This window comes from Marinobacter pelagius (assembly GCF_900114925.1).
GTDB classification, from domain to species: Bacteria; Pseudomonadota; Gammaproteobacteria; order Pseudomonadales; family Oleiphilaceae; genus Marinobacter; species Marinobacter pelagius.
Map to the genome: position 1 here is coordinate 235,074 of NZ_FOUR01000005.1, position 21,691 is coordinate 256,764.

General features: G+C 60.6%; 20 protein-coding genes. 13 read left to right on the plus strand and 7 right to left on the minus strand.

Going from position 1 to position 21,691, the window contains the following annotated elements; all coding sequences use genetic code 11:
- Window positions 1-161: 161 nt before the first annotated feature.
- From exaC to BM254_RS12055, 4 genes are all read left to right on the plus strand, one after another.
- Window positions 162-1,682, plus strand: a complete 1,521-nt coding sequence (gene exaC / locus BM254_RS12040) for an acetaldehyde dehydrogenase ExaC (protein ID WP_092003759.1) — start codon at window positions 162-164, stop codon at window positions 1,680-1,682.
- 111 nt (window positions 1,683-1,793) lie between these two features.
- Window positions 1,794-2,078, plus strand: coding sequence for a hypothetical protein (locus tag BM254_RS12045; protein WP_092003762.1), 285 nt, complete (start codon window positions 1,794-1,796; stop codon window positions 2,076-2,078).
- 83 nt (window positions 2,079-2,161) lie between these two features.
- Window positions 2,162-3,538, plus strand: a complete 1,377-nt coding sequence (locus BM254_RS12050; RefSeq protein WP_092003765.1) for a class II fumarate hydratase — start codon at window positions 2,162-2,164, stop codon at window positions 3,536-3,538.
- 23 nt (window positions 3,539-3,561) lie between these two features.
- Entirely contained in the window at window positions 3,562-4,044 is a 483-nt protein-coding gene (locus tag BM254_RS12055; protein ID WP_092003768.1) for a CDP-archaeol synthase, read from the plus strand.
- Between the two features lie 6 nt (window positions 4,045-4,050).
- On the opposite strand, the gene BM254_RS12060 is transcribed toward BM254_RS12055, so the two are convergent.
- Window positions 4,051-5,025 (minus strand): metallophosphoesterase, encoded by a 975-nt coding sequence (locus BM254_RS12060; protein ID WP_092003771.1) that lies wholly within the window; start codon window positions 5,023-5,025, stop codon window positions 4,051-4,053.
- A 202-nt stretch (window positions 5,026-5,227) separates the two neighbouring features.
- On the opposite strand from BM254_RS12060, the gene msrA reads away from it, so the two are divergent.
- On the plus strand, window positions 5,228-5,878 hold the full coding sequence (msrA, locus tag BM254_RS12065; protein ID WP_092003774.1) for a peptide-methionine (S)-S-oxide reductase MsrA: 651 nt from the start codon (window positions 5,228-5,230) through the stop codon (window positions 5,876-5,878).
- A gap of 11 nt (window positions 5,879-5,889) precedes the next feature.
- The gene (msrB, locus tag BM254_RS12070; RefSeq protein ID WP_092003777.1) at window positions 5,890-6,315 is read left to right on the plus strand and encodes a peptide-methionine (R)-S-oxide reductase MsrB; all 426 of its coding nucleotides are present in this window, start codon (window positions 5,890-5,892) and stop codon (window positions 6,313-6,315) included.
- 50 nt (window positions 6,316-6,365) lie between these two features.
- Here the strand turns inward: msrB and sorU are convergent, their stop codons facing one another.
- Both sorU and sorT read right to left on the minus strand, forming a co-directional pair.
- Window positions 6,366-6,686, minus strand: coding sequence for a SorU family sulfite dehydrogenase c-type cytochrome subunit (gene sorU / locus BM254_RS12075; protein ID WP_175497259.1), 321 nt, complete (start codon window positions 6,684-6,686; stop codon window positions 6,366-6,368).
- Window positions 6,687-6,752: 66 nt separating this feature from the next.
- Window positions 6,753-7,979 carry a SorT family sulfite dehydrogenase catalytic subunit gene (gene sorT, locus BM254_RS12080; RefSeq protein ID WP_092003780.1) on the minus strand — a complete coding sequence of 409 codons (1,227 nt, stop codon included), beginning with the start codon at window positions 7,977-7,979 and terminating at the stop codon, window positions 6,753-6,755.
- Window positions 7,980-8,185: 206 nt separating this feature from the next.
- On the opposite strand from sorT, the gene BM254_RS12085 reads away from it, so the two are divergent.
- The gene (locus tag BM254_RS12085; RefSeq protein WP_092003783.1) at window positions 8,186-8,950 is read left to right on the plus strand and encodes a lysophospholipid acyltransferase family protein; all 765 of its coding nucleotides are present in this window, start codon (window positions 8,186-8,188) and stop codon (window positions 8,948-8,950) included.
- Window positions 8,951-8,967: 17 nt separating this feature from the next.
- Here BM254_RS12085 and BM254_RS12090 read toward each other — a convergent pair whose 3' ends face one another.
- Both BM254_RS12090 and nhaD read right to left on the minus strand, forming a co-directional pair.
- Window positions 8,968-9,957: a calcium/sodium antiporter gene (locus BM254_RS12090; protein ID WP_175497260.1), complete on the minus strand. Its 990-nt coding sequence runs from the start codon at window positions 9,955-9,957 to the stop codon at window positions 8,968-8,970.
- A gap of 12 nt (window positions 9,958-9,969) precedes the next feature.
- Window positions 9,970-11,220, minus strand: a complete 1,251-nt coding sequence (nhaD, locus tag BM254_RS12095) for a sodium:proton antiporter NhaD (RefSeq protein WP_092003970.1) — start codon at window positions 11,218-11,220, stop codon at window positions 9,970-9,972.
- Window positions 11,221-11,541: 321 nt separating this feature from the next.
- Here nhaD and mqo point away from each other — a divergent pair, with 321 nt between their 5' ends.
- From mqo to BM254_RS12120, 5 genes are all read left to right on the plus strand, one after another.
- Window positions 11,542-13,023 carry a malate dehydrogenase (quinone) gene (mqo, locus tag BM254_RS12100; RefSeq protein WP_092003786.1) on the plus strand — a complete coding sequence of 494 codons (1,482 nt, stop codon included), beginning with the start codon at window positions 11,542-11,544 and terminating at the stop codon, window positions 13,021-13,023.
- Between the two features lie 158 nt (window positions 13,024-13,181).
- On the plus strand, window positions 13,182-14,414 hold the full coding sequence (locus BM254_RS12105; protein ID WP_092003789.1) for an ATP-grasp domain-containing protein: 1,233 nt from the start codon (window positions 13,182-13,184) through the stop codon (window positions 14,412-14,414).
- Window positions 14,415-14,470: 56 nt separating this feature from the next.
- On the plus strand, window positions 14,471-16,495 hold the full coding sequence (locus tag BM254_RS12110) for a hypothetical protein (protein WP_092003792.1): 2,025 nt from the start codon (window positions 14,471-14,473) through the stop codon (window positions 16,493-16,495).
- Window positions 16,496-16,559: 64 nt separating this feature from the next.
- A complete protein-coding gene (locus BM254_RS12115; protein ID WP_092003795.1) occupies window positions 16,560-18,230 on the plus strand; it encodes an acetolactate synthase large subunit in 1,671 nt (556 codons plus the stop codon).
- 41 nt (window positions 18,231-18,271) lie between these two features.
- Window positions 18,272-19,138 (plus strand): hypothetical protein, encoded by an 867-nt coding sequence (locus BM254_RS12120; RefSeq protein WP_092003799.1) that lies wholly within the window; start codon window positions 18,272-18,274, stop codon window positions 19,136-19,138.
- A 32-nt stretch (window positions 19,139-19,170) separates the two neighbouring features.
- On the opposite strand, the gene BM254_RS12125 is transcribed toward BM254_RS12120, so the two are convergent.
- Complete coding sequence (locus BM254_RS12125; protein WP_092003802.1) at window positions 19,171-19,854, minus strand: outer membrane beta-barrel domain-containing protein; 684 nt, start codon at window positions 19,852-19,854, stop codon at window positions 19,171-19,173.
- Window positions 19,824-20,552, minus strand: coding sequence for an outer membrane beta-barrel protein (locus tag BM254_RS12130; RefSeq protein ID WP_175497261.1), 729 nt, complete (start codon window positions 20,550-20,552; stop codon window positions 19,824-19,826). The genes BM254_RS12125 and BM254_RS12130 overlap by 31 nt, the downstream gene beginning before the upstream one ends.
- Window positions 20,553-21,013: 461 nt before the next feature.
- Between BM254_RS12130 and BM254_RS12135 the strand changes: the two genes are divergently transcribed.
- Window positions 21,014-21,691 (plus strand): hypothetical protein, encoded by a 678-nt coding sequence (locus BM254_RS12135; RefSeq protein ID WP_217647750.1) that lies wholly within the window; start codon window positions 21,014-21,016, stop codon window positions 21,689-21,691.

The window sequence follows — 21,691 nt, forward strand, 5'->3', positions numbered from 1 at the left end:
ATGTCCCAGCGCTGAAGCGTCAGGAAAGGTCATCTACTACCAAGGAACGAGTTTTTCGCCTCTATCGCATCATTCAACTATTGCGGATCGGGGTCTACATTGTATGAGTAAACGCGAAAGGCCGCGTTGCCATGCGATAAACACAACAAGAGGTCGATAACATGATCTACGCACAACCCGGAAAAGAAGGTTCTGTCGTCTCCTTTAAATCCCGCTACGAGAACTACATCGGCGGTGAGTGGGTGGCACCTGTCAAAGGCGAGTATTTCGAAAACATCACGCCGGTGACCGGTGAGATGATCTGCGAGATTCCCCGTTCCACCGCCGAAGACATCGATCTGGCGCTGGATGCTGCGCATAAAGCCGCGCCGGCCTGGGGCAAGACCTCGCCAACCGAGCGTTCCAATATCCTGCTGAAAATTGCCGATCGCATCGAAGCCAACCTGGAAAAACTGGCGGTTGCCGAAACCTGGGACAACGGCAAGGCCGTTCGTGAAACCCTGAATGCCGACATCCCGCTGGCTGCCGACCACTTCCGTTATTTCGCCGGCTGTATCCGTGCCCAGGAAGGTCACATGGGCGAGATCGACCACAACACCGTGGCGTACCATTTCCACGAGCCGCTGGGCGTCGTCGGCCAGATCATCCCCTGGAACTTCCCGCTGCTGATGGCGGCCTGGAAACTGGGCCCGTGTCTGGCTGCCGGTAACTGCACCGTGCTCAAGCCGGCCGAACAGACCCCTGCCAGCATCCTGGTGCTGATGGAAATCATCGGTGATCTGCTGCCGCCGGGCGTGCTCAACGTGGTGAACGGCTACGGCATCGAAGCCGGTCAGGCCCTGGCCACCAGCAAGCGCATCGCCAAGATTGCCTTCACCGGTTCCACCCCGGTCGGCTCCCATATCCTCAAGTGCGCTGCCGAGAACATCATTCCGTCCACCGTCGAGCTGGGCGGCAAGTCCCCGAACATTTACTTCTCCGACGTCATGCAGGCCGAGCCCGAATTCGTCGACAAGTGTGTCGAAGGTCTGGTACTGGCGTTCTTCAACCAGGGTGAGGTGTGCACCTGCCCGTCCCGCGCCCTGGTTCAGGAAGACATGTTCGAAGAGTTCATGCAGAAGGTCATCCAGCGCACCAAGGCCATCAAACGCGGCAACCCGCTGGATACCGACGTTCAGGTGGGTGCCCAGGCCTCCAAGGAACAGTTCGACAAGATCATGTCCTACCTGGAGATCGGCAAGCAGGAAGGCGCCGTGGTGCTGACCGGCGGCGACCGTGAGCATCTGGACGAGGAGTTCAACAACGGCTTCTACATCCAGCCGACCCTGTTCAAGGGCGACAACAAGATGCGCGTGTTCCAGGAAGAAATCTTCGGCCCGGTAGTGGGTGTCACCACCTTCAAGACCGAGGAAGAAGCCCTGGCCATCGCTAACGACACCGAGTTCGGGCTGGGAGCCGGCGTCTGGACCCGTGACACCAACCGCGCCTACCGCATGGGTCGCAATATTCAGGCCGGTCGGGTCTGGATGAATTGCTACCACGCCTACCCGGCCCACGCCGCTTTCGGTGGCTACAAGAAGTCCGGTGTTGGCCGCGAAACCCACAAGATGGCGCTCGAGCACTACCAGCAGACCAAGAACATGCTGGTCAGCTACGACACCAACCCGCTGGGTTTCTTCTGACAGCCTCATGTAATAACAGGGTCAGATGAAGGCTTTCATCTGACCCTCACGATCTTGCCTGCTGGGTCTACACTTATTTCACCAACCTCGGGGAAAAGGAGACCCAGCGCCATGAGCAATTCCGATACCGGACTGACCAACCACGAAGTCACCATCTGCCTGGCCGGCGGCGCCGTGCTCGGCCCTTTCAATGCCACCTGGACCAAAAACGAAGGCGGTGATGTCCGCGAACTGGTCCGTGAGTACGATGCCTTCCTGCAGGGCGAGAAACAGCAACGCTTCAAGTTCCATCTGCACGATACCTATACCAACACTGTGCACACCCTGATTCTGAATTTTGAGCAGGTGACGGGGATCTGCGACCATGTCCGCCTGCGGAGCCACGCCAACGACTGAACGGGTTGCGCAATGATACGGATGCGAGATGGCTTCGTAACTGCGGGTAAAACCTCAACGTAGACGGACTGACAGGAGGGAATATGAGCGAATTCAGAACGGAGAAAGACAGCCTGGGTGAGGTGCATGTGCCCGCTGATGCGCTCTGGGGCGCTCAGACCCAGCGCGCCGTCGACAACTTCCCGGTCAGCGGTCAGCCCATGCCGGCCACGTTCATCAAGGCCGTGGCACAGATCAAGAAAGCGGCCGCCGAGGCCAATACCAGCCTCGGGCTGCTCGACAACGCACGGCGGGATGCCATCGTCCAGGCCTGTGATGCCCTGATCAGCGGCGAGTACGCCGACCAGTTCCCGGTGGATCGATACCAGACCGGATCCGGCACCAGTACCAACATGAACGCCAACGAGGTGATTGCCGCCCTGTGCCGGAAGGAAGGTGTGGACATTCATCCCAACGATCACGTCAACATGAGCCAGAGCTCCAACGATGTGATTCCCACGGCGATCCACGTCAGTTCGGTGATGGCCGTGAAGGAATCCCTGGTGCCGGCACTGACCCATCTGCGTGGAGTGATCTATGAACGTGAGGCATTGTTCTCCGAGCAGGTAAAAACCGGCCGGACCCACCTTATGGATGCCATGCCGGTCACCCTGGGCCAGGAACTGCGGACCTGGCGCGAGCAGTTGGCGGCGGCCGAGCAGCGAGTGGAAGCCGCGACCGACGAACTGCTGGCGGTACCGCAGGGCGGCACCGCGGTGGGCACCGGTGTCAATGCCGCGCCGGAGTTTGCCGGGCAGTTCGTGAAGTTCCTCAAGAGCAATACCGGTTATCCGTTTCGGTCCCTGGAGCACAAGTTTGTCGGCCAGAGCGCGGTGGATGCACCAGTGGCGCTGTCATCCCAGCTTCGGGGCGTGGCCATCGTGCTCACCAAGATTGCCAACGACCTGCGCTGGATGAACAGCGGGCCAATCCATGGCCTGTCGGAAATCAGCCTGCCTGCGCTGCAGCCGGGCTCCAGTATCATGCCGGGCAAGGTCAACCCGGTCATTCCCGAATCGGTGGCCATGGTGGGCGCCCAGGTGATGGGGTTGGACAGTGCCGTCGCGATCGCCGGCCAGTCCGGTAATTTCCAGCTCAATGTCATGTTGCCGCTGGTGGGTGGCAACCTGCTGGATATGGTCAGCCTGTTGAGCAATGCAGCCACCGTCCTGGCAGACAAGGCGATAAAGGATTTCTCCGTCAACGCGGATAACCTGAACGCCGGTGTCGGCCGTAACCCGGTGCTGGTCACCGCGCTGAACCCGGAGATCGGCTACAGCCTGGCGGCGGATATCGCCAAGGAAGCCTACCGCACCGGTCGACCGGTCATTGATGTGGCCGAGGAACGCAGTGGCCTGAGTCGTGCGCGACTGGAGCAGTTGATGGATCCCCTGAAACTGACCCGGGGCGGGCTGGACTGACTACCTGAAGGGAGCACTGGCAGTTGCTGTTATCGCTGGAGTTGTACGTGATGCTGGTGCTCGCCAACGGCGCCCCTGTGGTGGCGGCCCGGATTCTCGGGGAGCGTTGGGATCAGCCGGTTGACGGCAACCGGCTCTGGTCGGATCGCCGGCCGGTGCTGGGTAGCAGCAAGACCTGGCGCGGGCTGGTCAGCGGCTGTCTGGCCTGCGCCCTGTTCTCCCTGGTCACCGGGCTGGGTTTCCTGTTCGGGGCGCTGTTCGGGTTCCTGGGGTTGCTGGGTGACATGATCAGCAGCTTCGTCAAACGCCGGATGGGCTTGCAGTCCAGTGCCCGGGCGCTGGGCCTGGATCAGATCCCGGAAGCGGTCCTGCCCATGATTCTTGCCATCTTCTGGCTGCCGGTCGGGTGGGGGAGTGCCTTGCTGGTGGTCGTCCTTTTCACGCTCTCCAACATTCTGCTATCTCCGCTGCTGCACCAGCTCGGAATTCGGGACAGGCCACACTGAAGCGGGTTACTGCGGCCCCCGGGTCAGGGTGTGAATGGTGACTTCAGGCGGGCAGTTCAGCCTGACATTCAGCACCGATGTACCAGCGCCGGGGGAGGTGTAGCCCTGCATGCCGTTCACCCGCCAGTAGCCGCGCCCCAGGTGCCGTGGGCAATCGGAGTCCAGGGTTACCGGAATGCCGCCGGGAAGGCAGATCTGGCCACCGTGGGTGTGGCCGCAAAGGAAAATGTCGTAGCCGGCGTGGGCGGCTTCACGCCAGATTTCCGGGGTGTGGCTGAGCAGGATGCTGATGGCTCCGACGGGGATGTCATCCCCGGCCCGGTGCAGGTTATGTACCTTGTAGAAATGGGCATCATCCACACCGGCCAGGTACAGCTTCTGGCCATTGCGCTCAAGGGGGGCCATCTCGTTGAGCAGCAACTGGTACCCCATGTCCTCCAGGGCCGGCACCATGCGAATGCTGTCGTGGTTGCCCAGTACCGCATAGGGCTTGCCCTTGATGGCCGCGCGCAACCGGCCCATGCCCGCCACGGCCTCATCCACCGGGCCCCAGGTCAGGCGCCGGTAATCCCCGGTGAGTACGCACAGGTCATACTCGAGGGGCTCGATCTGGCGAATCACCGCCTGCAGGTTGGCCTCGTCCATATCCACATGCAGATCGGTCAGGTGCAGGATGCGGTAGCCCTCGAAGGCCTCCGGGAGGTCGGGAATGACGAACTGGTTGTGAACGGTGGACAGCTTCAGGGTATTGGCCTGGGCCCGGCGAAACAGGCCAACGCACTTCAGGCAGAAACGGATCAGCCCGGGGGCGTTGGTGAGGTTTTCCAGGTGAAAGGAATGGTGGTCCTTGCCAAAGACAAGGGCCTCGGACTCTTCCTCGATGCCAAGCCGCTGGCGTGCGTGGACCGGCCCGAGACGCAGGCTGAGGCGGTACTCCAGCAGTTCATTCTGGTTTTCAGGTGCACGAGCCCTTGCCGTCATTATTCTTTCCTTGATGCCGAGCGGGTTCTGGCTGAGTGCCTTCGAAAAGCAATGGCAAACCCTGTCTTTCATTATGGTTGGCTGCCGGGCGGATGCAACTGGCCTGGCGCGATGTTCATGTTCGGTAATGGAAGTCCCGGTTTGGGATTTGTTCGTAAAACTCTTTAAGCTAGACGTAAAGACATTCAATCCAGAGGTGACTATGACAGAGTCATGCAATATACCGGGCCTGACCGTGCCCCGAAGCCGCTTCCCGGACCCGGAGCGGGATCTGCCCGCCGGGGCTGGTGAGGCGCGCGTGGTACTGGCCGGCGGCTGTTTCTGGTGTGTCGAGGCGGTGTTCCTGGCGATGGACGGTGTCAGCCAGGTGACTTCCGGTTATGCCGGGGGCAAAGAAGAAACCGCGAACTACGAGGCGGTCTGCACCGGCACCACCGGCCACGCCGAGGTGGTGGAAATCCGCTATGACCCGGCGAAGGTCAGCTTCGGCGAGCTTCTGAAGGTGTTCTTCTCCGTGGCTCACGATCCGACCCAGCTCAACCGCCAGGGCAACGATCGGGGCACGCAATACCGCTCGGCCATTTTCTATGAAACGCCGGAACAGAAAGCCGTGGCGGAGGCCTACATCCACCAGCTGGATGACGCGGGCGTCTATCCCGATCCGATCGTGACCAGCTTGGAACCGCTGGAGGCCTTCTATCCGGCGGAGGAGTATCACCAGAACTTTGCCGCCCGGAACCCCTACCAGCCCTACATCATGGCGGTGGCTGCCCCCAAGATGGAAAAGCTTGTGGACAGCTATGGCGACCGCCTCAAACCTGAATACACTGACAGCGAACCGGGCCAGGCCTGAGGAGAGAAGTTATGACCGTATCCGCATCAGGTTACGACCTGACGCCATTAACGCAGGCTCAGGTGGACGAGAAGGCGGCGGATCTGACGCCGGACGAGCGGCGCGTGTTGCTCGACCACGGCACCGAGCACCCGTTCTGTGGCACCCTGCTGGATAACAAGAAGGCGGGTGTCTACCACTGCCGGCTGTGTGATCTGCCCCTGTTCAGTTCGGACTCGAAATTCGACTCCGGCACCGGCTGGCCGAGTTTCTTCCAGCCCTTCGACCCGGATCATATCCGGTACCTGGAAGACAACAGTCTGGGCATGACCCGCACCGAGATCCGGTGCCCGCGTTGTGACAGTCACCTGGGGCATGTCTTTCCAGATGGCCCGCCACCGACCGGGCAGCGTTACTGTTTGAACTCCATTGCCATGGTGTTCAGAGAGAAGGATTGAGCAGGAGGAATCCGGATAAAAGGAAACGGGGCGTAGGGCCCCGTTTTCTGTTACTTGCCGCCAGTCACTGTTGAGACGTAATGGGCGACAGCCTTGATCTGTTCTTCCGACAGGCTTGCCTCGAACGATGGCATGACGCCAACGCCCTGGGTCACGGCCATCCTCACCTGATCCTCGGTGGGTTTGAGGTCGTCCAGGTTCGGTCCGATCGCACCGGCAGAACCGGCATCGGAGAGGGTATGGCAGATAGTGCAGGAGGGTTGGGCTTCCTGGGTGAAGACATTCTTGCCCTGGGTGGCCAGGTCATCTGCTGAAGCGTGGAGAGAAAAGGTCATCAGGCCTGCGATGGCCAATACAGCTTTTTTGTTCATCTGGTATGGATCCGATAAAGATAATGACGGGGCGGCTGGTTCTCCCTGGTCAGCCGCCCCGGATGGTCAGCTTACAGTGACGGTCACTCCGTGATCCTTCCAGCCATTGTGCCCGTAGCCGCGCTCGTTCTCGGTACGGCCTTCCGGCTGACTGTTGCCTTCGACATCAGTCGCCCTGCTTACAATACGATGCTCGCCGGCTGAGAGATCTGCAGCCAGCACGAACGGACGCCAGGCATAGGGGCCAAGGTCCGGTCCCAGGAACTGCGCCTGCTTCCAGCTCTGGCCGCCATCGGTGGAGACTTCCACCTTGTCCAGGGACTTGGTGCCACCAAAGGCCACGCCATAGATCATGTTGCGTCCGGAACGACCGGTTTCCAGTGGTGCGGTCACCCAGGACTTTACATTCATCTCCCACATGGACGGCTGGTCCGGTGAACCTTTCTTGCCCACGTCACGGACGCGGTAGCCGGAGGCCTGGATCTTGGCGTCGGTCTGGCCTTCAGTGAAAGCGACGTTCTTGACGTACTTGACGTTGTTCACGCCGTAGAAGCCCGGAACCACCATCCGCAACGGGCCACCGTGGGTCAACGGCAGGGGCTCGTCGTTCATCTCCCAGGCCAGCATGGCAGTATCCAGTGCGTGTAACGGCACGGACCGCTCCACCATGATGGTCTTGGGATCAATGCCGTCCGGCAGGGATTCACCGCCGGTACTGGTGATGTATTTCATGCCGTCTGCAGGGCCGCCCAGGGCCTCGACAACGGTTTTCAGTGGTACACCGGTCCACATGACGCAACCTGCGGCGCCGACCGACCACTGGGTGCCGCTGGCACCGTGCGGGAAGAAGGCGCGGCCGTTACCGGAACACTGGAGTACGGAAGCCACGGTGGTGACGCCCATGGACTTGAGTTCGCCGATAGTCAGGGCGCGCGGATTCTTTACGCCCTCGATGTTCACTTCCCAGGCATCCCGGTCGGCCACGATCTCTTCGGACGGGGCGGGCAGGTTGTTGCGCACGAACAGCCGGTCGCTGGAGGTGATCACCCCCTGGCCGATAGCGCCGCGCTGGGTTTCCATGGTATTGGCGCTGTGCAGGATCAGTGCGTTGCGTTCTTTCCAGGCCACGTAATCCGGCAAGGTCTTGGGTTCTTCGCCCCGGGCCAGCGGAGTAAAGCCCAGCAGGCTGACCGCCGCCATGGCGCCAGCACTGCCCAGCAGCATGGTTCTGCGTCCGGGGTTCTCGAGACCGGGGTCGTTGGGTCCCCGTTTCATCTCGGTCGGGTATTTCATGGTGCCTCTCCTTTTTGGTCTTGTGCGAAGGCAGTGCCTCACGCGGCCGATGTGCCGCAGTTATATCTTTATTCTTTATAGGACGATTCTGACAATTGATCAATGTAAATTTTCGCCGTTATCCACCGGCAACGGGACCCGCTATAATGCGCCGCTACTGGCACAGCCCCAGAACAATACGATGACCCGGAAAGGACAGAGCACCCATGATCCGACTGAAACTCAATCCGCTGACCGAGTCCGCCACGCTCCTGCGCCGCGCGGGTGTGGTTCTTGGTTCAGTGGGGCTGACGGCCCTCTATTCCCTTCTGATCCTGCTCCGGGCCCTGTTCGGTAAACTGGACCGCCGGATTGTCGACCAGTATTGCCGGGAATGGTCGGCGGCGTTGTTGCGGCTGGTACGAGCCAACCTGACAGTCCGGGGAGAGGTGCCGGATTTCGGGGATGGCCGGCGCTACATCATCATGTGTACCCACGCCAGTCACTACGACATCCCGGTCAGTTTCGTCTCCCTGCCGGGATCCATCCGGATGCTGGCCAAGAAAGAGCTGTTCAGCATTCCGTTGCTTGGCCAGGCCATGCGCGCTGCCGAGTTTCCGTCGGTGGACCGGTCCAACCGCAACCGCGCGGTCCGGGACCTGGAGAAAGCCCGGGAGATGATGGAAAGCGGGATCGTGCTCTGGGCTGCGCCGGAGGGCACCCGCTCACCGGACGGCAAGCTGCTGCCGTTCAAGAAGGGTTGTTTTCACCTGGCTCTGGATACCGAAGCGGTGATCGTGCCGGTGGCTATCCGGGGTATTCACCAGGTACTGCCGGCCAGAACCTGGCAGATCAACCTCGGGCAGCCGGTGGATGTGCGCGTCGGCAAGCCTCTGGATGTGGCCGGCATGTCGAAGCAGGACCTGCCCGAGATCATGATTGAAGTGCGTGGCAGGCTGGAAGATCTGCTGGGTGATGGCGAGGCCGAGTAACCAGACCCCGCCCCGGATCAGGTTGCGACCGTCCCGGCCGTCACTACCGTAGTGAGCAGGTAGCCGGTGTAGGCAACGTAAACCAGCAGCAGAGCACCGCCATCGAACCGGGAGATGCGCTTGCGCCAGCCGGTGAGGCCGAAGCCCATGATCAGCAGGCCAACGGTCAGGGCAAGCATCAGGGTCCAGTCCCGGTAAAGCACTTCCGGGTCCACCTGCAGCGGCTCGATGGTCGCTGCGAGCCCCACCACCGCCAGGGTGTTGAAGATGCCCGATCCCAGAATGTTGCCGAGGATCAGGTCATGTTCGTTCTTTTTCACCGAAGCCAGGGCTGAGGCCAGTTCCGGCAGGGAGGTGCCGATCGCGACGATGGTCAGGCCGATCACCAGGTCACTCACTCCCAGGCTCTGGGCGATAGTCACCGCACCCCAGACCAGCATCCGCGAGCTGACCACCAGCAGCACCAGACCAATTACCAGCCAAATGATGGCCGATTTTAGTGGCATGGGATGGGCGATGATCTCGGCATCGGTCTCTCCGCCGAGCGGATCATCCTTGCCACGAATGCCCTGGAAAATGGACCAGCCCATCACCCCCGCGAACACCAGCAGCAGAATGGCGCCGTCCAGCCGCGTCAGATCGCCGTCGATCAGCTGGGACCCGGCGATCAGGGTCAGGATCACCAGCAGGGGTAACTCCTTGCGAATCACCTGGGAATGGACCGCAATGGGAGCGATAACGGCGGTCAGGCCGACAATCAGGGCGATGTTGGTGATGTTGGAGCCGTAACCGTTACCCAGGGCCAGGCCCGGATTGCCATCGGCGGCCGCCATGGCGGATACCGCCAGCTCGGGCGCGGAGGTGCCGAAGCCGATGATCACCATGCCGATCAGCAGGGTGGGCATGCCCAGGTGCTTGGCGGTTGCCGCCGCGCCCTCGACGAATTTGTCGGCGCTCCAGACCAGCAGCACCAGCCCGGCAATGATTGAGCCAAAAGCCATCAACATATAAACAAAGCCTCAGTGTATGAATCGTCCGAGCATGAATACCCCGGCGTAGCCCAGGGTGTAAGCGGCCAGGAGGTGGGCAAGATACCGCATGTAGGCGGCGAAGGTCAGCCCTTCAATTTTGCTCATGGCCACAATTCCGGCGGCTGAGCCGATGATCAGCAGTGAGCCGCCGACGCCGACGGCGTAGGTCAGTCCCATCCATTCTCCCGGCGTCATGGTGATGCCCGCCTTCAGGAGCGCTGCGGTCAGCGGCACATTATCGATAACCGCAGAGAAGATTCCCATCAGGTAATTGGCGTACAACGGGGGTAGAAGATCGTAGATCGCCACCAGGGAATCCAGGGCATGAATTTCCTTGAGCATGCCCACCAGCAGCAGGATGCCGAGGAAGAACAGCAGGGTCTCGAATTCGATGACCCGGATGTACTCGAGGATCGGGTCCAGGTCCGAGTCATCGCTCATGAACCGGGAGACCAGGAACATGATGGAAAGTCCGAACAGGAAGGTCAGAACCGGTGGAATGCTGAACAGGGCATTACCGGCAATGGTGCTCAGGATTGTTAACAAAAACAGGGCGCTGATCACGGCATCCACTTTCCGTACCGGTGTGGTGTTGGAACGCAGGGTCACCGTTCCTGTCAGTCCCCTTGAGAGGAAAACCGCGAGAATGAAAACGGTGATGGAGGCGGGGATGGCCAGGGTCAGCAAGGTCAGTATTTCCACCTTGTCCGCGAGGAAAATCATCAGCGTGGTGACGTCGCCGGTGATCAGTGAAACGCCGCCGGAGTTCACCGCAAAGACCACCAGAGTGATGAACTGGAGGCGCTTTTTCAGCTCCAGATTCAGGGACAGAATCAGGGAGCATGAGACTAAAGTGGCAGTTATATTGTCTGCTAAAGAGGAGAAAATGAAACAAAACAGACCGGTCAGGAAGAGCAATCGCCGCTCACTTACCTGTTTCGGCATGATCAGGTAAATCACGTTTTCGATCATTCCCTTTTTGTTCAGGTAGGCGACGAACGTCATTGCCGCGACGAGAAACAGCCAGAGCCCGGCGATCTCGGCAATGCTTTCGGTCAGGCCGGTTGTGATGGACTCGGTTTCCCGGGCGTTATCACTGGACAGGAACAGCAGCATCCAGGCCAGGGTGCCGAAAAACAGTGTTACCTTGGCCTTGTTGACATGGATGACCTCTTCAAAGATCACGCCCAGCAACGCCAGGACAGCGAGAACAATCAGAACAGCATCAATAGCGGACATGGCACACCCGAACGCGGTGAACTTGAACAAGGCCCGAGCGGGCCACAGTTTACGCGCCGGGATTGTAGACCTTTGACCCGGAACGGGCCACTGTCCGTAACGGACACACAGCATCGGTCAAACGACCGGCAGACAGCGGCAGAATCGCAACGTTTGACAATCGCAATTTATTATTCCGGCGAAAATCGGGATAATCGCGCGCAAATTCAGACAGGAAGCACACGGCAGCGTCTTTTACCTTACGCGGGACCGGCTTCCGAGAGGCGCCTCTGCTGATCGTGGTGGCGCAAACAGGTTCAATACTAACCAGGGTAAAAACCAATGGCCGTTAGACAGGCAGACGTAGTGCTGGTCGGCGGTGGCGTCATGAGCGCCACCCTCGGCATGATGCTCAAACAGCTCGATCCGTCGCTGGACATCGTCATGGTGGAGCGTCTTGACCACGTTGCCCATGAAAGCACCGACGGATGGAACAACGCAGGCACCGGCCACGCCGGCTACTGCGAACTCAACTACACCCCGGAAACCGACGATGGCGACGTGGCCATCGAACGGGCGCTGAAGATCAACGCCCAGTTCGAGGTTTCCCTGCAGTTCTGGTCCTACCTGGTCGAGCAGGGGGTTCTGCCCGAGCCGAAGTCCTTCATCAACCGTACGCCACACCAGAGTTTTGTCTGGGGTGAGAAGGACGTGGCGTTCCTCAAGCGTCGTCACGAGAAACTCAGCGCCCATCACCTGTTCCGGGAAATGGAATACTCCGAGTCTCCGGATGTGCTGGAAGAATGGATGCCGCTGGTGGTCAACCACCGCGATCCCATGCAGCGCGTGGCCGCCACCCGGATCAACCACGGTTCGGATGTCGACTTTGGCTCCCTGACCCGCAGCATGGTGAAATGGCTGGAGACCCAGGACAACTTCGAGCTGATGCTCAGCTGCCCGGTGCATTATATCGACCAGCGTGACAACGGTCGCTGGAAGGTCCGGGTGAAGAATCAGAAGACCGGCGAACTCACCAAGCTGGAAGCCGGCTTCGTGTTCCTCGGTGCCGGTGGCGGTGCATTGCCGCTGCTGCAGAAATCCGGCGTCGACGAAGCCCGTGGTTACGGCGGCTTCCCGGTCAGCGGCCAGTGGCTGGTATGCGGTAAGCCGGACATCGTCCAGCAGCACAACTCCAAGGTATACGGCAAGGCCCCGATCGGCGCGCCGCCCATGTCTGTGCCGCACCTGGATACCCGCATCATAAATGGCGAACCGGCGTTGCTGTTCGGGCCGTTCGCCGGATTCACCACCCGCTTCCTGAAGCAGGGCTCCATTTTCGACCTGATCGGCTCGGTGCGTACCACCAACCTCAAGCCGATGCTGTCGGTGAGCAAGAGCAACATGGACCTGACCCGCTACCTGATCGGCGAGGTGTTCCAGTCCCATAGTGACCGGGTAGCCTCCCTACGCAACTTCTTCCCGGACGCCCGGGAGGAAGACTGGAACCTGCAGATGGCCGGCCAGCGGGTACAGATCATCAAGGAAACCGAAGACGGCGGTGGCAAGCTGGAATTCGGTACCGAGATCGTCGCCGCCAAAGACGGTACCCTGGCGGCCCTGCTGGGTGCCTCCCCGGGTGCGTCCACGGCGGCCAATGCCATGCTCGATGTGCTCGAGCGCTGCTTCCCGGAGAAAATGAAATCCGCCCAGTGGCAGGAGCGTATGCGGGATCTGGTACCGTCCTATGGCCAGTCCCTGGTTGAGGACGAAGCGCTGCTCAACAAGGTACGGGAGCGGACACTCTCAACCCTCAAACTCGCCTGATATAACTAATCAGTATAGACAGGGCCGAAAACGCGGCGAACAACGGGTCTAACCGGCTGTCCGCCGCGTTTTTTTATGCCCCCGAGCACCACGCCGGTTGCGATTTATTTCAGGGAGCCTAGGGTAAATAGACACCCAGTAGATTGAGGAGAGAGCCTATGAGTGAACACAAGTACGACCCGGACAAGGGGTACGTCGCGTTACTCGGCTGGAGTCTGAATGCCGTCGAGGCAGCGGACAAGTTTGATCGCCGGTACGTGGTGGTGGCTCCCGACTGGGCGGAGGCCTATTGCGAGGAGCACAATATCCCCTATGTGCCCTGGAACTTCGAGAGGCTCAACGACCGCTCCTTTGAAATCGCCCAGACCCTGAAGGAAATGGGCGTCGATGTCGCGATCCCCCTGTTCGAGGAGACCGTCGAGTGGGCGGGCGCCATCAATTCCGTTCTGCTGGGCAATCCCCGCCTGTTTGGTCAGGCCATGCTGCTCCGGGACAAGGCACTGATGAAGCGCCGTGCACAGCTCGGTGGTATTCGCGTGGGTATTTTCGAGGAAGCCCACGACCGGGATGACGTCATCCGGTTCCTGAAACGGGTAAACCAGACCCTGCTGAAGCTGGACGGTGACCCCAACGACCCGATTCACCTCAAGGCTTTCGACAAGGCCGGTTGCCTGGGTCACCGGGTGATCCGTACACCGGACGAGGTGGATACCATCCCGGACGAGGAATTCCCGGTACTGATGGAATCGCACCTGGATGGCTGGGAATTCGCCGTCGAGGCCTGGATCCATAACGGGAAGATCCGGTTCCTGAACATTTCCGAGTACGTCACTCTCGGCTACTCGGTGTTCGTGCCGGCCACGCCGGACCTGGAGAAATACCGGGCGCAGATCACCAAGGAAATCGAAAAGCTGATCAAGACTTTCGATATCGACTTCGGTTTTGTTCACCCCGAGTACTTTGTCACCAGCGACGGCACCATGTACTTCGGTGAGGTGGCTTATCGTCCCCCCGGCTTCAAGGTGTTCGAGCTGCTTGAGCGTGCCTATGGCTTCAATGCCTACCAGGGCCTGATCCTGGCCTTTGATCCGAAAACCACCGAGGAGGAGATTGCCGCCTTCTTCCCGAAAGAGGTGGTCGATGCCAAGGGCTATGCCGGATGCTTCGGGGTTTACCCAAGGCGCCGGGTGGTCAGCCGGCTGGAGATTCCGGAAGAGACCGAGAACGACGAATACTTTGAAAGCCATGAGCTCACGCCTCCGGTGGAGGAGACGGTCACCAAGCGGACTGCTTTCGGCACCCACTGGGGCCTGGTCTATTTCTTCGGTGATGACCCCTACCGGATGCGGGATTTGCTGAAACATCAGGAAGAGCTCGATTTCTATGTATAATCGGGAGAGCAATCAATAACAAACGGGTTTGGTGCAGGCCCTCAGGAGAACGTCGTTTGAACGATCACCAACCGGGCAGTGCAGCACCGGCAGTGAACTTTGACAAGCTGGTGCAAAGACTTGACGAGTCGATCCAGGCTCTTGAAGAAAGCCGGTCCTTTGCCAGGGCCGGCAAGCTCCCGCGGGTCTTTGATATTGCCCGCCGGGTGCTGTTGCAGCCGGGTGGCTGCCAGGTGATTGAGGAGCGGGCCCAACGGCTGGAGCTGGCCGGTGTCTTTGCCGGCACCGACTGGGCCGAGCCGGGGATCCTGCTGCCGTCACTGACCACCTACTCCCTCCAAAGCCCGAACACCGATACCGTGGTGGTTGAGGCGATCAGCGAATTGCGCCTGCTGGCGGTGGCCAGGGGGCTCTACCTGCACCCGTCGGTGTCCGCAGAGCAGGCCCATCACTATCTGACCCAGGTCCTTGCCATCAATCTCGGCTTGCTGTTCGGCATGACCGGTGAAGCGGAACGGGAGCAGGGCAAACTGGCTCTGATCAGCCAGGCGGTGGTCCAGTACGTGGCCGAGCATATCGGTTACGAGCACGTGATCGACAGCCTGATCGAGGAAATCTGGCGCATCCTGCAGCAGCGGCCGATACAGGTCACCGATGTTCGCCGGATGATTACCCAGATCGCCCTGTGCCGGGCTGATCCGAACGCCGACCTGGGCAGTTCCGGCCGGGGTGCGGACCGCCTGATCTCCAGTCTCTATGGCCCGACCCGCGCCTGCAGCGAGGATCCCGGTACCGTGGTCTACACACAACGGCTGGAATCCATGGACGCCCAGGCCCTCCAGAATGAGGCCACCGGCTTTGCCCGGTCCATGCATGACACCGGTCTGGTGTCGCCGTACCACGCCGCCTTCGTGCGTTTTATCCTGGAAGACCAGGACGCCCTGCTGAGCGAGGCCCTGGGCCTGTCCAGTACCGGCCGTGACTGCCTGTTGTGCTACCGGGAACTGGTCCACACCCTGATCCAGGAGGGCATTTTCCCGGAGACCGCCCAGGGCCTGTATGGTCTGGCGCTGATGCTGGAGCGGGGCATCCTGTACCAGCCCCCGGTGGCCCCGGCGCTGTGGCGTCAGATCCGGTTATCCCTGTGTCCGGAAGCCCGCGAACGCCTGCAGCTGGCCTATGGCTACGAGCCGCAGCCTGCTGCCTGGCTGATCCAGGGTGTGCTGAACATGCTGGGCCAGCCCCTGGGTGTGGGCCAGGGCAACAATCCCACCTGCCAGTCGGCCCGGGCCCTATCCATGTGGGCCTACAACGACCCGGACTACCTGCTGCAGATGGTGGCCTGGGCGGCCCGTGACAACGAAATCATGATGCACTTCGAGGGCAAGCCGGTGTCCTCGGCGCAAAGCGCCGGTGGTGTGGCTTCCGAGGTCACCCTCGATCTCGATCCGGTGTCCCTGGTGGTGGTGCCGCACCTGGACCGTATCTATGCCGAAATGGGCCGGCTCTGTGCTGGCCGCGAGGGCGACCCCCATCGCTGGGTGAACCCGGAGTTCCACGGCTGGTCCGCCGGTCGGGGCTTCGCCATCAACGTGGATGTGGGTACCGGCAAGTTGGATAACCCGGAAGGTTTCATCCGCCACTTCTATGCCAGTTACCACCCGTACTACAACGGCAACCAGCCCCTGATCCATCCCCAGCCCGCCGGCATTGCGGTTACCGACAGTGCGGCCCGGTTCATTGGCTGGCATGCCATCACCATCCTGCGGGTGGCGCTGGACCCGGAGGGCCAGATGCGGGTCTATTTCTTCAACCCCAACAACGACAGCGGCCAGAACTGGGGCGATGGCGTGCGGGTGAGCACGGCCGGCCATGGCGAGCGCTTTGGTGAGTCGTCCCTGCCGTTCGAGCAGTTCACCTCCCGGCTTTACATCTTCCACTTCGATCCCCTGGAGCGTGGGGAACCGGCGGACGTCAGCCAGGACGAGCTGACCCGGGTGCTCGATGCGATTTACCGAAGCTGGGGCGTAGACCGGGTGCCCTCGGACAGTCTCCAGGCCGAGCCTCCCCGGACCGACTGATTGCCGACAGCGTTGGAAAGAATGCTATGCTCGGAGGCAAATTGGCCTGACGGGGAAGCAGAGTATGACCAAGGCGCAAGCCACGCCGCGTAACGGGGCGGAACTGTTCGTCCGGGCCCTGGAGAACGAGGGCGTAAAATACATCTTCGCAGTACCGGGCGAGGAGAACCTGGACCTGCTGGAGGCCCTCCGGGAGAGCGACATCCAGTTGATCCTCAACCGCCATGAACAGGCGGCAGGTTTCATGGCCGCCACCTTTGGCCGTCTGACCGGCCGGGTCGGGGTCTGCCTGTCCACTCTGGGGCCGGGTGCCACCAACCTGGTCACGGCTGCGGCCTATGCCCAGCTCGGTGGCATGCCCATGATGATGATTTCCGGGCAGAAGCCGATCAAATCCTCCAAGCAGGGGCTGTTCCAGATCCTCGATGTGGTGGACCTGATGCGCCCGCTCACCAAGTACACCCGCCAGATCTCCAACGCCAATACCATTCCCGCCAAGGTCCGGGAAGCATTCCGGCTGGCCTCCGAGGAGCGCCCTGGCGCCGTGCACCTGGAACTGCCGGAGGACATCGCCGCCGAAGTGCCGGCACCGGACACCCACATCTTCGCGCCCAGCGATGCCCGGCGCCCCTCGGCCAGCCAGAAGAGTCTGGAGATTGCCTGCGACATGCTCCGTGAGGCGAAGCACCCGCTGATCATGATCGGGGCAGGTGCCAACCGTAAGCGGGTCTCCCAGGCACTGATTCACCTGGTGAACACCACCAACATTCCGTTCTTTACCACTCAGATGGGCAAGGGCGTGGTCGACGAGCGCCATCCCCGTTACCTGGGCAACGCCGCCCTGTCGGCCGGAGACTTTGTGCACCGGGCCATCGACCATGCCGACCTGGTGATCAACGTCGGTCACGATGTGGTGGAGAAGCCGCCGTTCTTCATGCAGCCGGGTGGCAAGAAGGTCATCCACGTGAACTTCTCCGGGGCCGACGTGGACCCGGTGTATTTCCCCCAGCACGAGGTGGTCGGGGACATCGCCAACAGTGTCGAGTATATGGCGGAGAACTGTGGCATCTGCCATAACCACGACTTCACCCGTTTCATGGAAGTGAAGGCGTCCGTCGACCGGCACCTCCGGGACAAGGCCGAGGATGAGCGCTTCCCGGTGATTCCCCAGCGCATTGTTCACGATGTGCGGGCGGTGATGCCGGAGGACGGCATCATTGCCCTGGATAACGGCATGTACAAGCTCTGGTTCGCCCGTAACTATCCGGCCTACGACAACAACACCGTGCTGTTGGACAACGCGCTTGCCTCAATGGGCGCCGGACTGCCCAGTGCCATGATGGCGTCCATGCTGTACCAGGACCTGAAGGTGATGGCCATCTGCGGCGATGGCGGCTTCATGATGAACAGCCAGGAGCTGGAGACGGCGGTCCGGCTGGACCTCAACCTGGTGGTGCTGATCATCAACGACAGCGCCTACGGTATGATCAAGTGGAAGCAGGCCCAGGAAGGGCTGGCCGATTTCGGGCTGGATTACCGTAATCCGGACTTCGTGAAATACGCCGAATCCTATGGTGCCACCGGTCACCGGGTTGCCCGCACCGAGGATCTGCGCCTGACCCTGGAACGTGCCCTCGCCGCCGGTGGTGTGCATCTGGTGGATGTACCCGTGGATTACAGTGAGAACCGTCGGGTGTTTGACGAGGAGCTGGCGGAACTGACCCGTCAGCTTTAGCGTTGTATCATTGCGATCGATTCAACTGAAGGATGTACGCAATGATGTTTTCCCGACTCCGATGGCTGGCACTGGCGGCGGCTCTGCTGGTGCTGGCCGGATGCAGTAAACCCGAAACTCCGCAGGAAGTGGCGGCTGCCTTCTGGCAGGCGATGGCTGAAAACGATGTGGGTGATGTTGTGGAGCTCTCCACCCTGACCGACGAAGCGCAGTTTGATGCCTACAAACGCGACTGGACCAATGCGGTACCTTCCTTCGGCCGGGTGGTGATCGAGGAGCGGGAAGCCACCATTGTTACCCGCCTGCCCACAGAGGAAGGCACCGAAGGCGAACGGCTGGAACTGGAAACCTACCTGGTGTCGACAGCCGAGGGATGGCTGGTGGATTACCAGCGCACCGGCGATGCCATTCTCAATCCTTCCCCGTTCAGTGGCCTGATGGGCCAGATCAACAGTCTGGGTGAGAAGCTCTCCGCCAGTTTCTCCCGGTCTTCCGAAGACCTCGAAGCTCGCATGAACGAGCTGTCCCGGGATCTGGAAGCCTACTCCGACGAGCTCCGGCTCCGGGCTGAGAGTGCCATGGAAGACTTCGCCGAGGCGCTCCAGGAGGCGATGAAAGACCTGGAGGAATCCCTGAACGAATCCCTCGATGATAACGACCAGGCGCCCCAGGAAGACCGGGTGATCCTGGAGCAGGCCTCACGGGATCTGGATCAGAAGGCTGAAGCCCTGGACGAGCCGACGGCAGAGCATCTGGCCGAGGCCACCCGGGCGGTGGCTGAAGCCGGAGAGAACCTGTCCCGCCTCAGCAGCGAGACCTGGGCGCAGTACCGGGATCAGTGGGAGACCCGGCTCGACGAAATCCGGGCTGATACCAAGGCCTTTTTCGAGGACCTGGGCCAGCGCTGAGCGCTGGCCCCTTGATCCTGGCTGGCCGGGGATCAGAAGAACAGGGTGATGCCTGAAGACAGTTCGATGTTGTGGGTCAGCTGGGATTCCCGGATCAGGTCGCTGTTGAACATGTGGTCACGGAAGTCGACGTGTACCGTCAGCCAGTCCAGCAGCACGATACGGAACCCGGTCCCGATGGTGGTGGTGAAATTGCTCTCACCACCGAACTCGGTGTTGCCGACGCCACCGACCAGGTAGAACGCCGAGTTGAAGGTCAGCGAATCGCTGAAGAAGATCTCCCCGGGAAAGATGTTGTAGCCCACCAGGAAATCGTAGTAGCTGTAGTCCCGGTCATCGTCGGTCAGCAGGCGGACGTTGGCACCACTGAGCTCCTCGAAAGAGGTCAGGCCGGCCTCGCTCATGCCGTAGTTGAACTGCAGGAAGAAATCCTCGGTGGCGTGGAACGCGGCGCTGACGCCAACAAGTGGTTCGCTGCTGAAGTTATCGATCGTCAGCATCCCGGCAAAGGCGCCAACCTCGAAGAACTCCGAATCAATATCCGCTTCGCTGATGCTCCTGGGCTCGATGTCAGGCTCGATGACCTGCACCGGCGCCGAGCCCCCCTCCTGCGCCTGCGTCATCGGAGTCAGTGCCAGCAGTCCGGTGAACAGCGCAAGACTGATGCCCCGCGGCTTGCGGATGCTCAAAAGAAGGTGTTGAGACCGATTTTCCATTCGCTTAGACCTGTGCTGTCAGAATTGGACGACACCGAGTACACCCGGTACTCGGCCCGAATCAGGAAATTCCTGCCAATGTAGTAACCCAGTCCGCCGCCAAAGGTGACGCCATCGGCATCGCCGAGCTCGCTCAGCAGCACTTTCTGTCGCACATCAAAGGAGAACTGGCTGTAGCCGGCTAGGACGTAGGGGGTGAGGGACCACTGGTGCAGGGGCTCGATCACCAGGTTGGCGCCGTAGTAGTCGCTGGTCACGGACTCGTTGTAGATCTTGCCCGCTTCCAGTTCGGCGCCGAGCCAGGTTAGTGGCCGGTAGCCGGCGGTCAGGCTGAAACTCGGGGACTCCTCGAACATGCCGGCGGTAAAGCCCACCCGCCAGCTCGATTCCAGGTACTGGCCATGGCTGACCTCGGGCAGATCAGCGGGAAGGCCTGTCGGTTGCAGCGTTCGGCCCAGTTGTGTGGCCTTGGTCCAGCCGGTTTCGCCGGAAACGGCTTTCACCTTGTACCAGTTGGTTTTCCGCTTCAGCAGCTCGACCTGTTCGCCCTTCTCAATCACATGAAAAACCGGATAACCCCGGCCGGGTGCCGTGTGCAGCTCGATAAAGGGATCCGCCACCTCCAGGACAGGGGCGGGATCCGCAGCCTGTGATACCCCGGGAGAGGTTCCGGCGGTCAGCAACAGCGCCGTGAACAAAGCCGGTACCCACCGATTTCTGAAATCGCCCCGGCAAGACCGGCTCAATCGAGATGTGGTTCTGCACGTCATCCTGATCACCAGATTGACCACCCGCGTTAAATGTAAAAATACGTTAAACAATGTAAATAAATGTTTTTAAACAAAAAAATTTTGAATTGCGGGGAACTTTGGCCGCCATTCCGGCGTTGGGCAACTGTCACTTCGGTTTTTTGAGATGCCCTCCACAGAAACTAAATCAGAAGTCAAATCATTCGTTTTTATTTCGGGAACCTGTGCTAGCGTATTTCACACAATTTGACGATTGAAGCATTCCCGAAAAGAACCTGACCGCTCCGCAAAAAAAGGCCGCGAAAAAGAGCCTTCGGAAGCAAAGTCGGGCAACCTGAAAGTCAGTCCCCTGAATGTTCATTAAGCGTTGTCGGCGTACGCCCCAGGCAAGCCGGCACAGGAGCAGGATGGTGGCTTTTCAATTTAAAAATGGACTGAGTGGTGCTGCCGGCACCGTGTTGTGGAGCCGTCTTGGGATTCTGGTGGTTTTGTGCCTGGCCCTTTCGGCCGGGCCGGTCTATGCCGCCGAGCCGGCAACCGGAGGCCAGGAAGAATCCGGAGAATCCGCAGCAGGCGTAGCCCTGGATCGCATCATTGAGACTCCGCTGTCCGTCCGGGAAAGCCGGGAGCGGGCGCAGCGGGCGGTGAACGAACTGTCCCGGGATATCCAGGATCTCAAACAGACCGTGGTCACCCTGAACAAGGATCTTCGCGTGCTCGAGGAAGATCTGCTGTTCCCGGCCAACACCCGGTTCCACGTTTTCGTTTCCCTGAATGTCGGTGAGTACTTCCGCCTCGAAGGGGTCGAGCTGCGCCTGGATAACCGCGTGGTGTCCACCTACCTGTACAGCGCCGAAGAACGCCAGGCCCTGGCGAAGGGCGGCAAGCACCAGCTGTATCTGGGCAATCTGAGCCCGGGTCAGCACACCCTGTCCGCCTTCTTCGTCGGCCAGGGGCCCAATGGCCGCGAGTACAAGCGTGGCAGCAGCCTGAGGTTCACCAAGGAGCAGGGCCCCAAGTTCGTCGAGCTGGCCGTGGCTGACTCCGAAGCCCGTCAGCAGCCCGAATTCATGGTCCGGGAGTGGTAA

Excerpts from the sequence above, each read along its gene's own strand:
- exaC (WP_092003759.1), top strand. The coding sequence starts at position 162 with ATGATCTACGCACAACCCGGAAAAGAAGGTTCTGTCGTCTCCTTTAAA.
- BM254_RS12045 (WP_092003762.1), top strand. The coding sequence starts at position 1,794 with ATGAGCAATTCCGATACCGGACTGACCAACCACGAAGTCACCATCTGC.
- BM254_RS12050 (WP_092003765.1), top strand. The coding sequence starts at position 2,162 with ATGAGCGAATTCAGAACGGAGAAAGACAGCCTGGGTGAGGTGCATGTG.
- BM254_RS12060 (WP_092003771.1), bottom strand. The coding sequence starts at position 5,025 with ATGACGGCAAGGGCTCGTGCACCTGAAAACCAGAATGAACTGCTGGAG.
- msrA (WP_092003774.1), top strand. The coding sequence starts at position 5,228 with ATGACAGAGTCATGCAATATACCGGGCCTGACCGTGCCCCGAAGCCGC.
- msrB (WP_092003777.1), top strand. The coding sequence starts at position 5,890 with ATGACCGTATCCGCATCAGGTTACGACCTGACGCCATTAACGCAGGCT.
- sorU (WP_175497259.1), bottom strand. The coding sequence starts at position 6,686 with ATGAACAAAAAAGCTGTATTGGCCATCGCAGGCCTGATGACCTTTTCT.
- sorT (WP_092003780.1), bottom strand. The coding sequence starts at position 7,979 with ATGAAATACCCGACCGAGATGAAACGGGGACCCAACGACCCCGGTCTC.
- BM254_RS12085 (WP_092003783.1), top strand. The coding sequence starts at position 8,186 with ATGATCCGACTGAAACTCAATCCGCTGACCGAGTCCGCCACGCTCCTG.
- BM254_RS12090 (WP_175497260.1), bottom strand. The coding sequence starts at position 9,957 with ATGTTGATGGCTTTTGGCTCAATCATTGCCGGGCTGGTGCTGCTGGTC.
- nhaD (WP_092003970.1), bottom strand. The coding sequence starts at position 11,220 with ATGTCCGCTATTGATGCTGTTCTGATTGTTCTCGCTGTCCTGGCGTTG.
- mqo (WP_092003786.1), top strand. The coding sequence starts at position 11,542 with ATGGCCGTTAGACAGGCAGACGTAGTGCTGGTCGGCGGTGGCGTCATG.
- BM254_RS12105 (WP_092003789.1), top strand. The coding sequence starts at position 13,182 with ATGAGTGAACACAAGTACGACCCGGACAAGGGGTACGTCGCGTTACTC.
- BM254_RS12115 (WP_092003795.1), top strand. The coding sequence starts at position 16,560 with ATGACCAAGGCGCAAGCCACGCCGCGTAACGGGGCGGAACTGTTCGTC.
- BM254_RS12120 (WP_092003799.1), top strand. The coding sequence starts at position 18,272 with ATGATGTTTTCCCGACTCCGATGGCTGGCACTGGCGGCGGCTCTGCTG.
- BM254_RS12125 (WP_092003802.1), bottom strand. The coding sequence starts at position 19,854 with ATGGAAAATCGGTCTCAACACCTTCTTTTGAGCATCCGCAAGCCGCGG.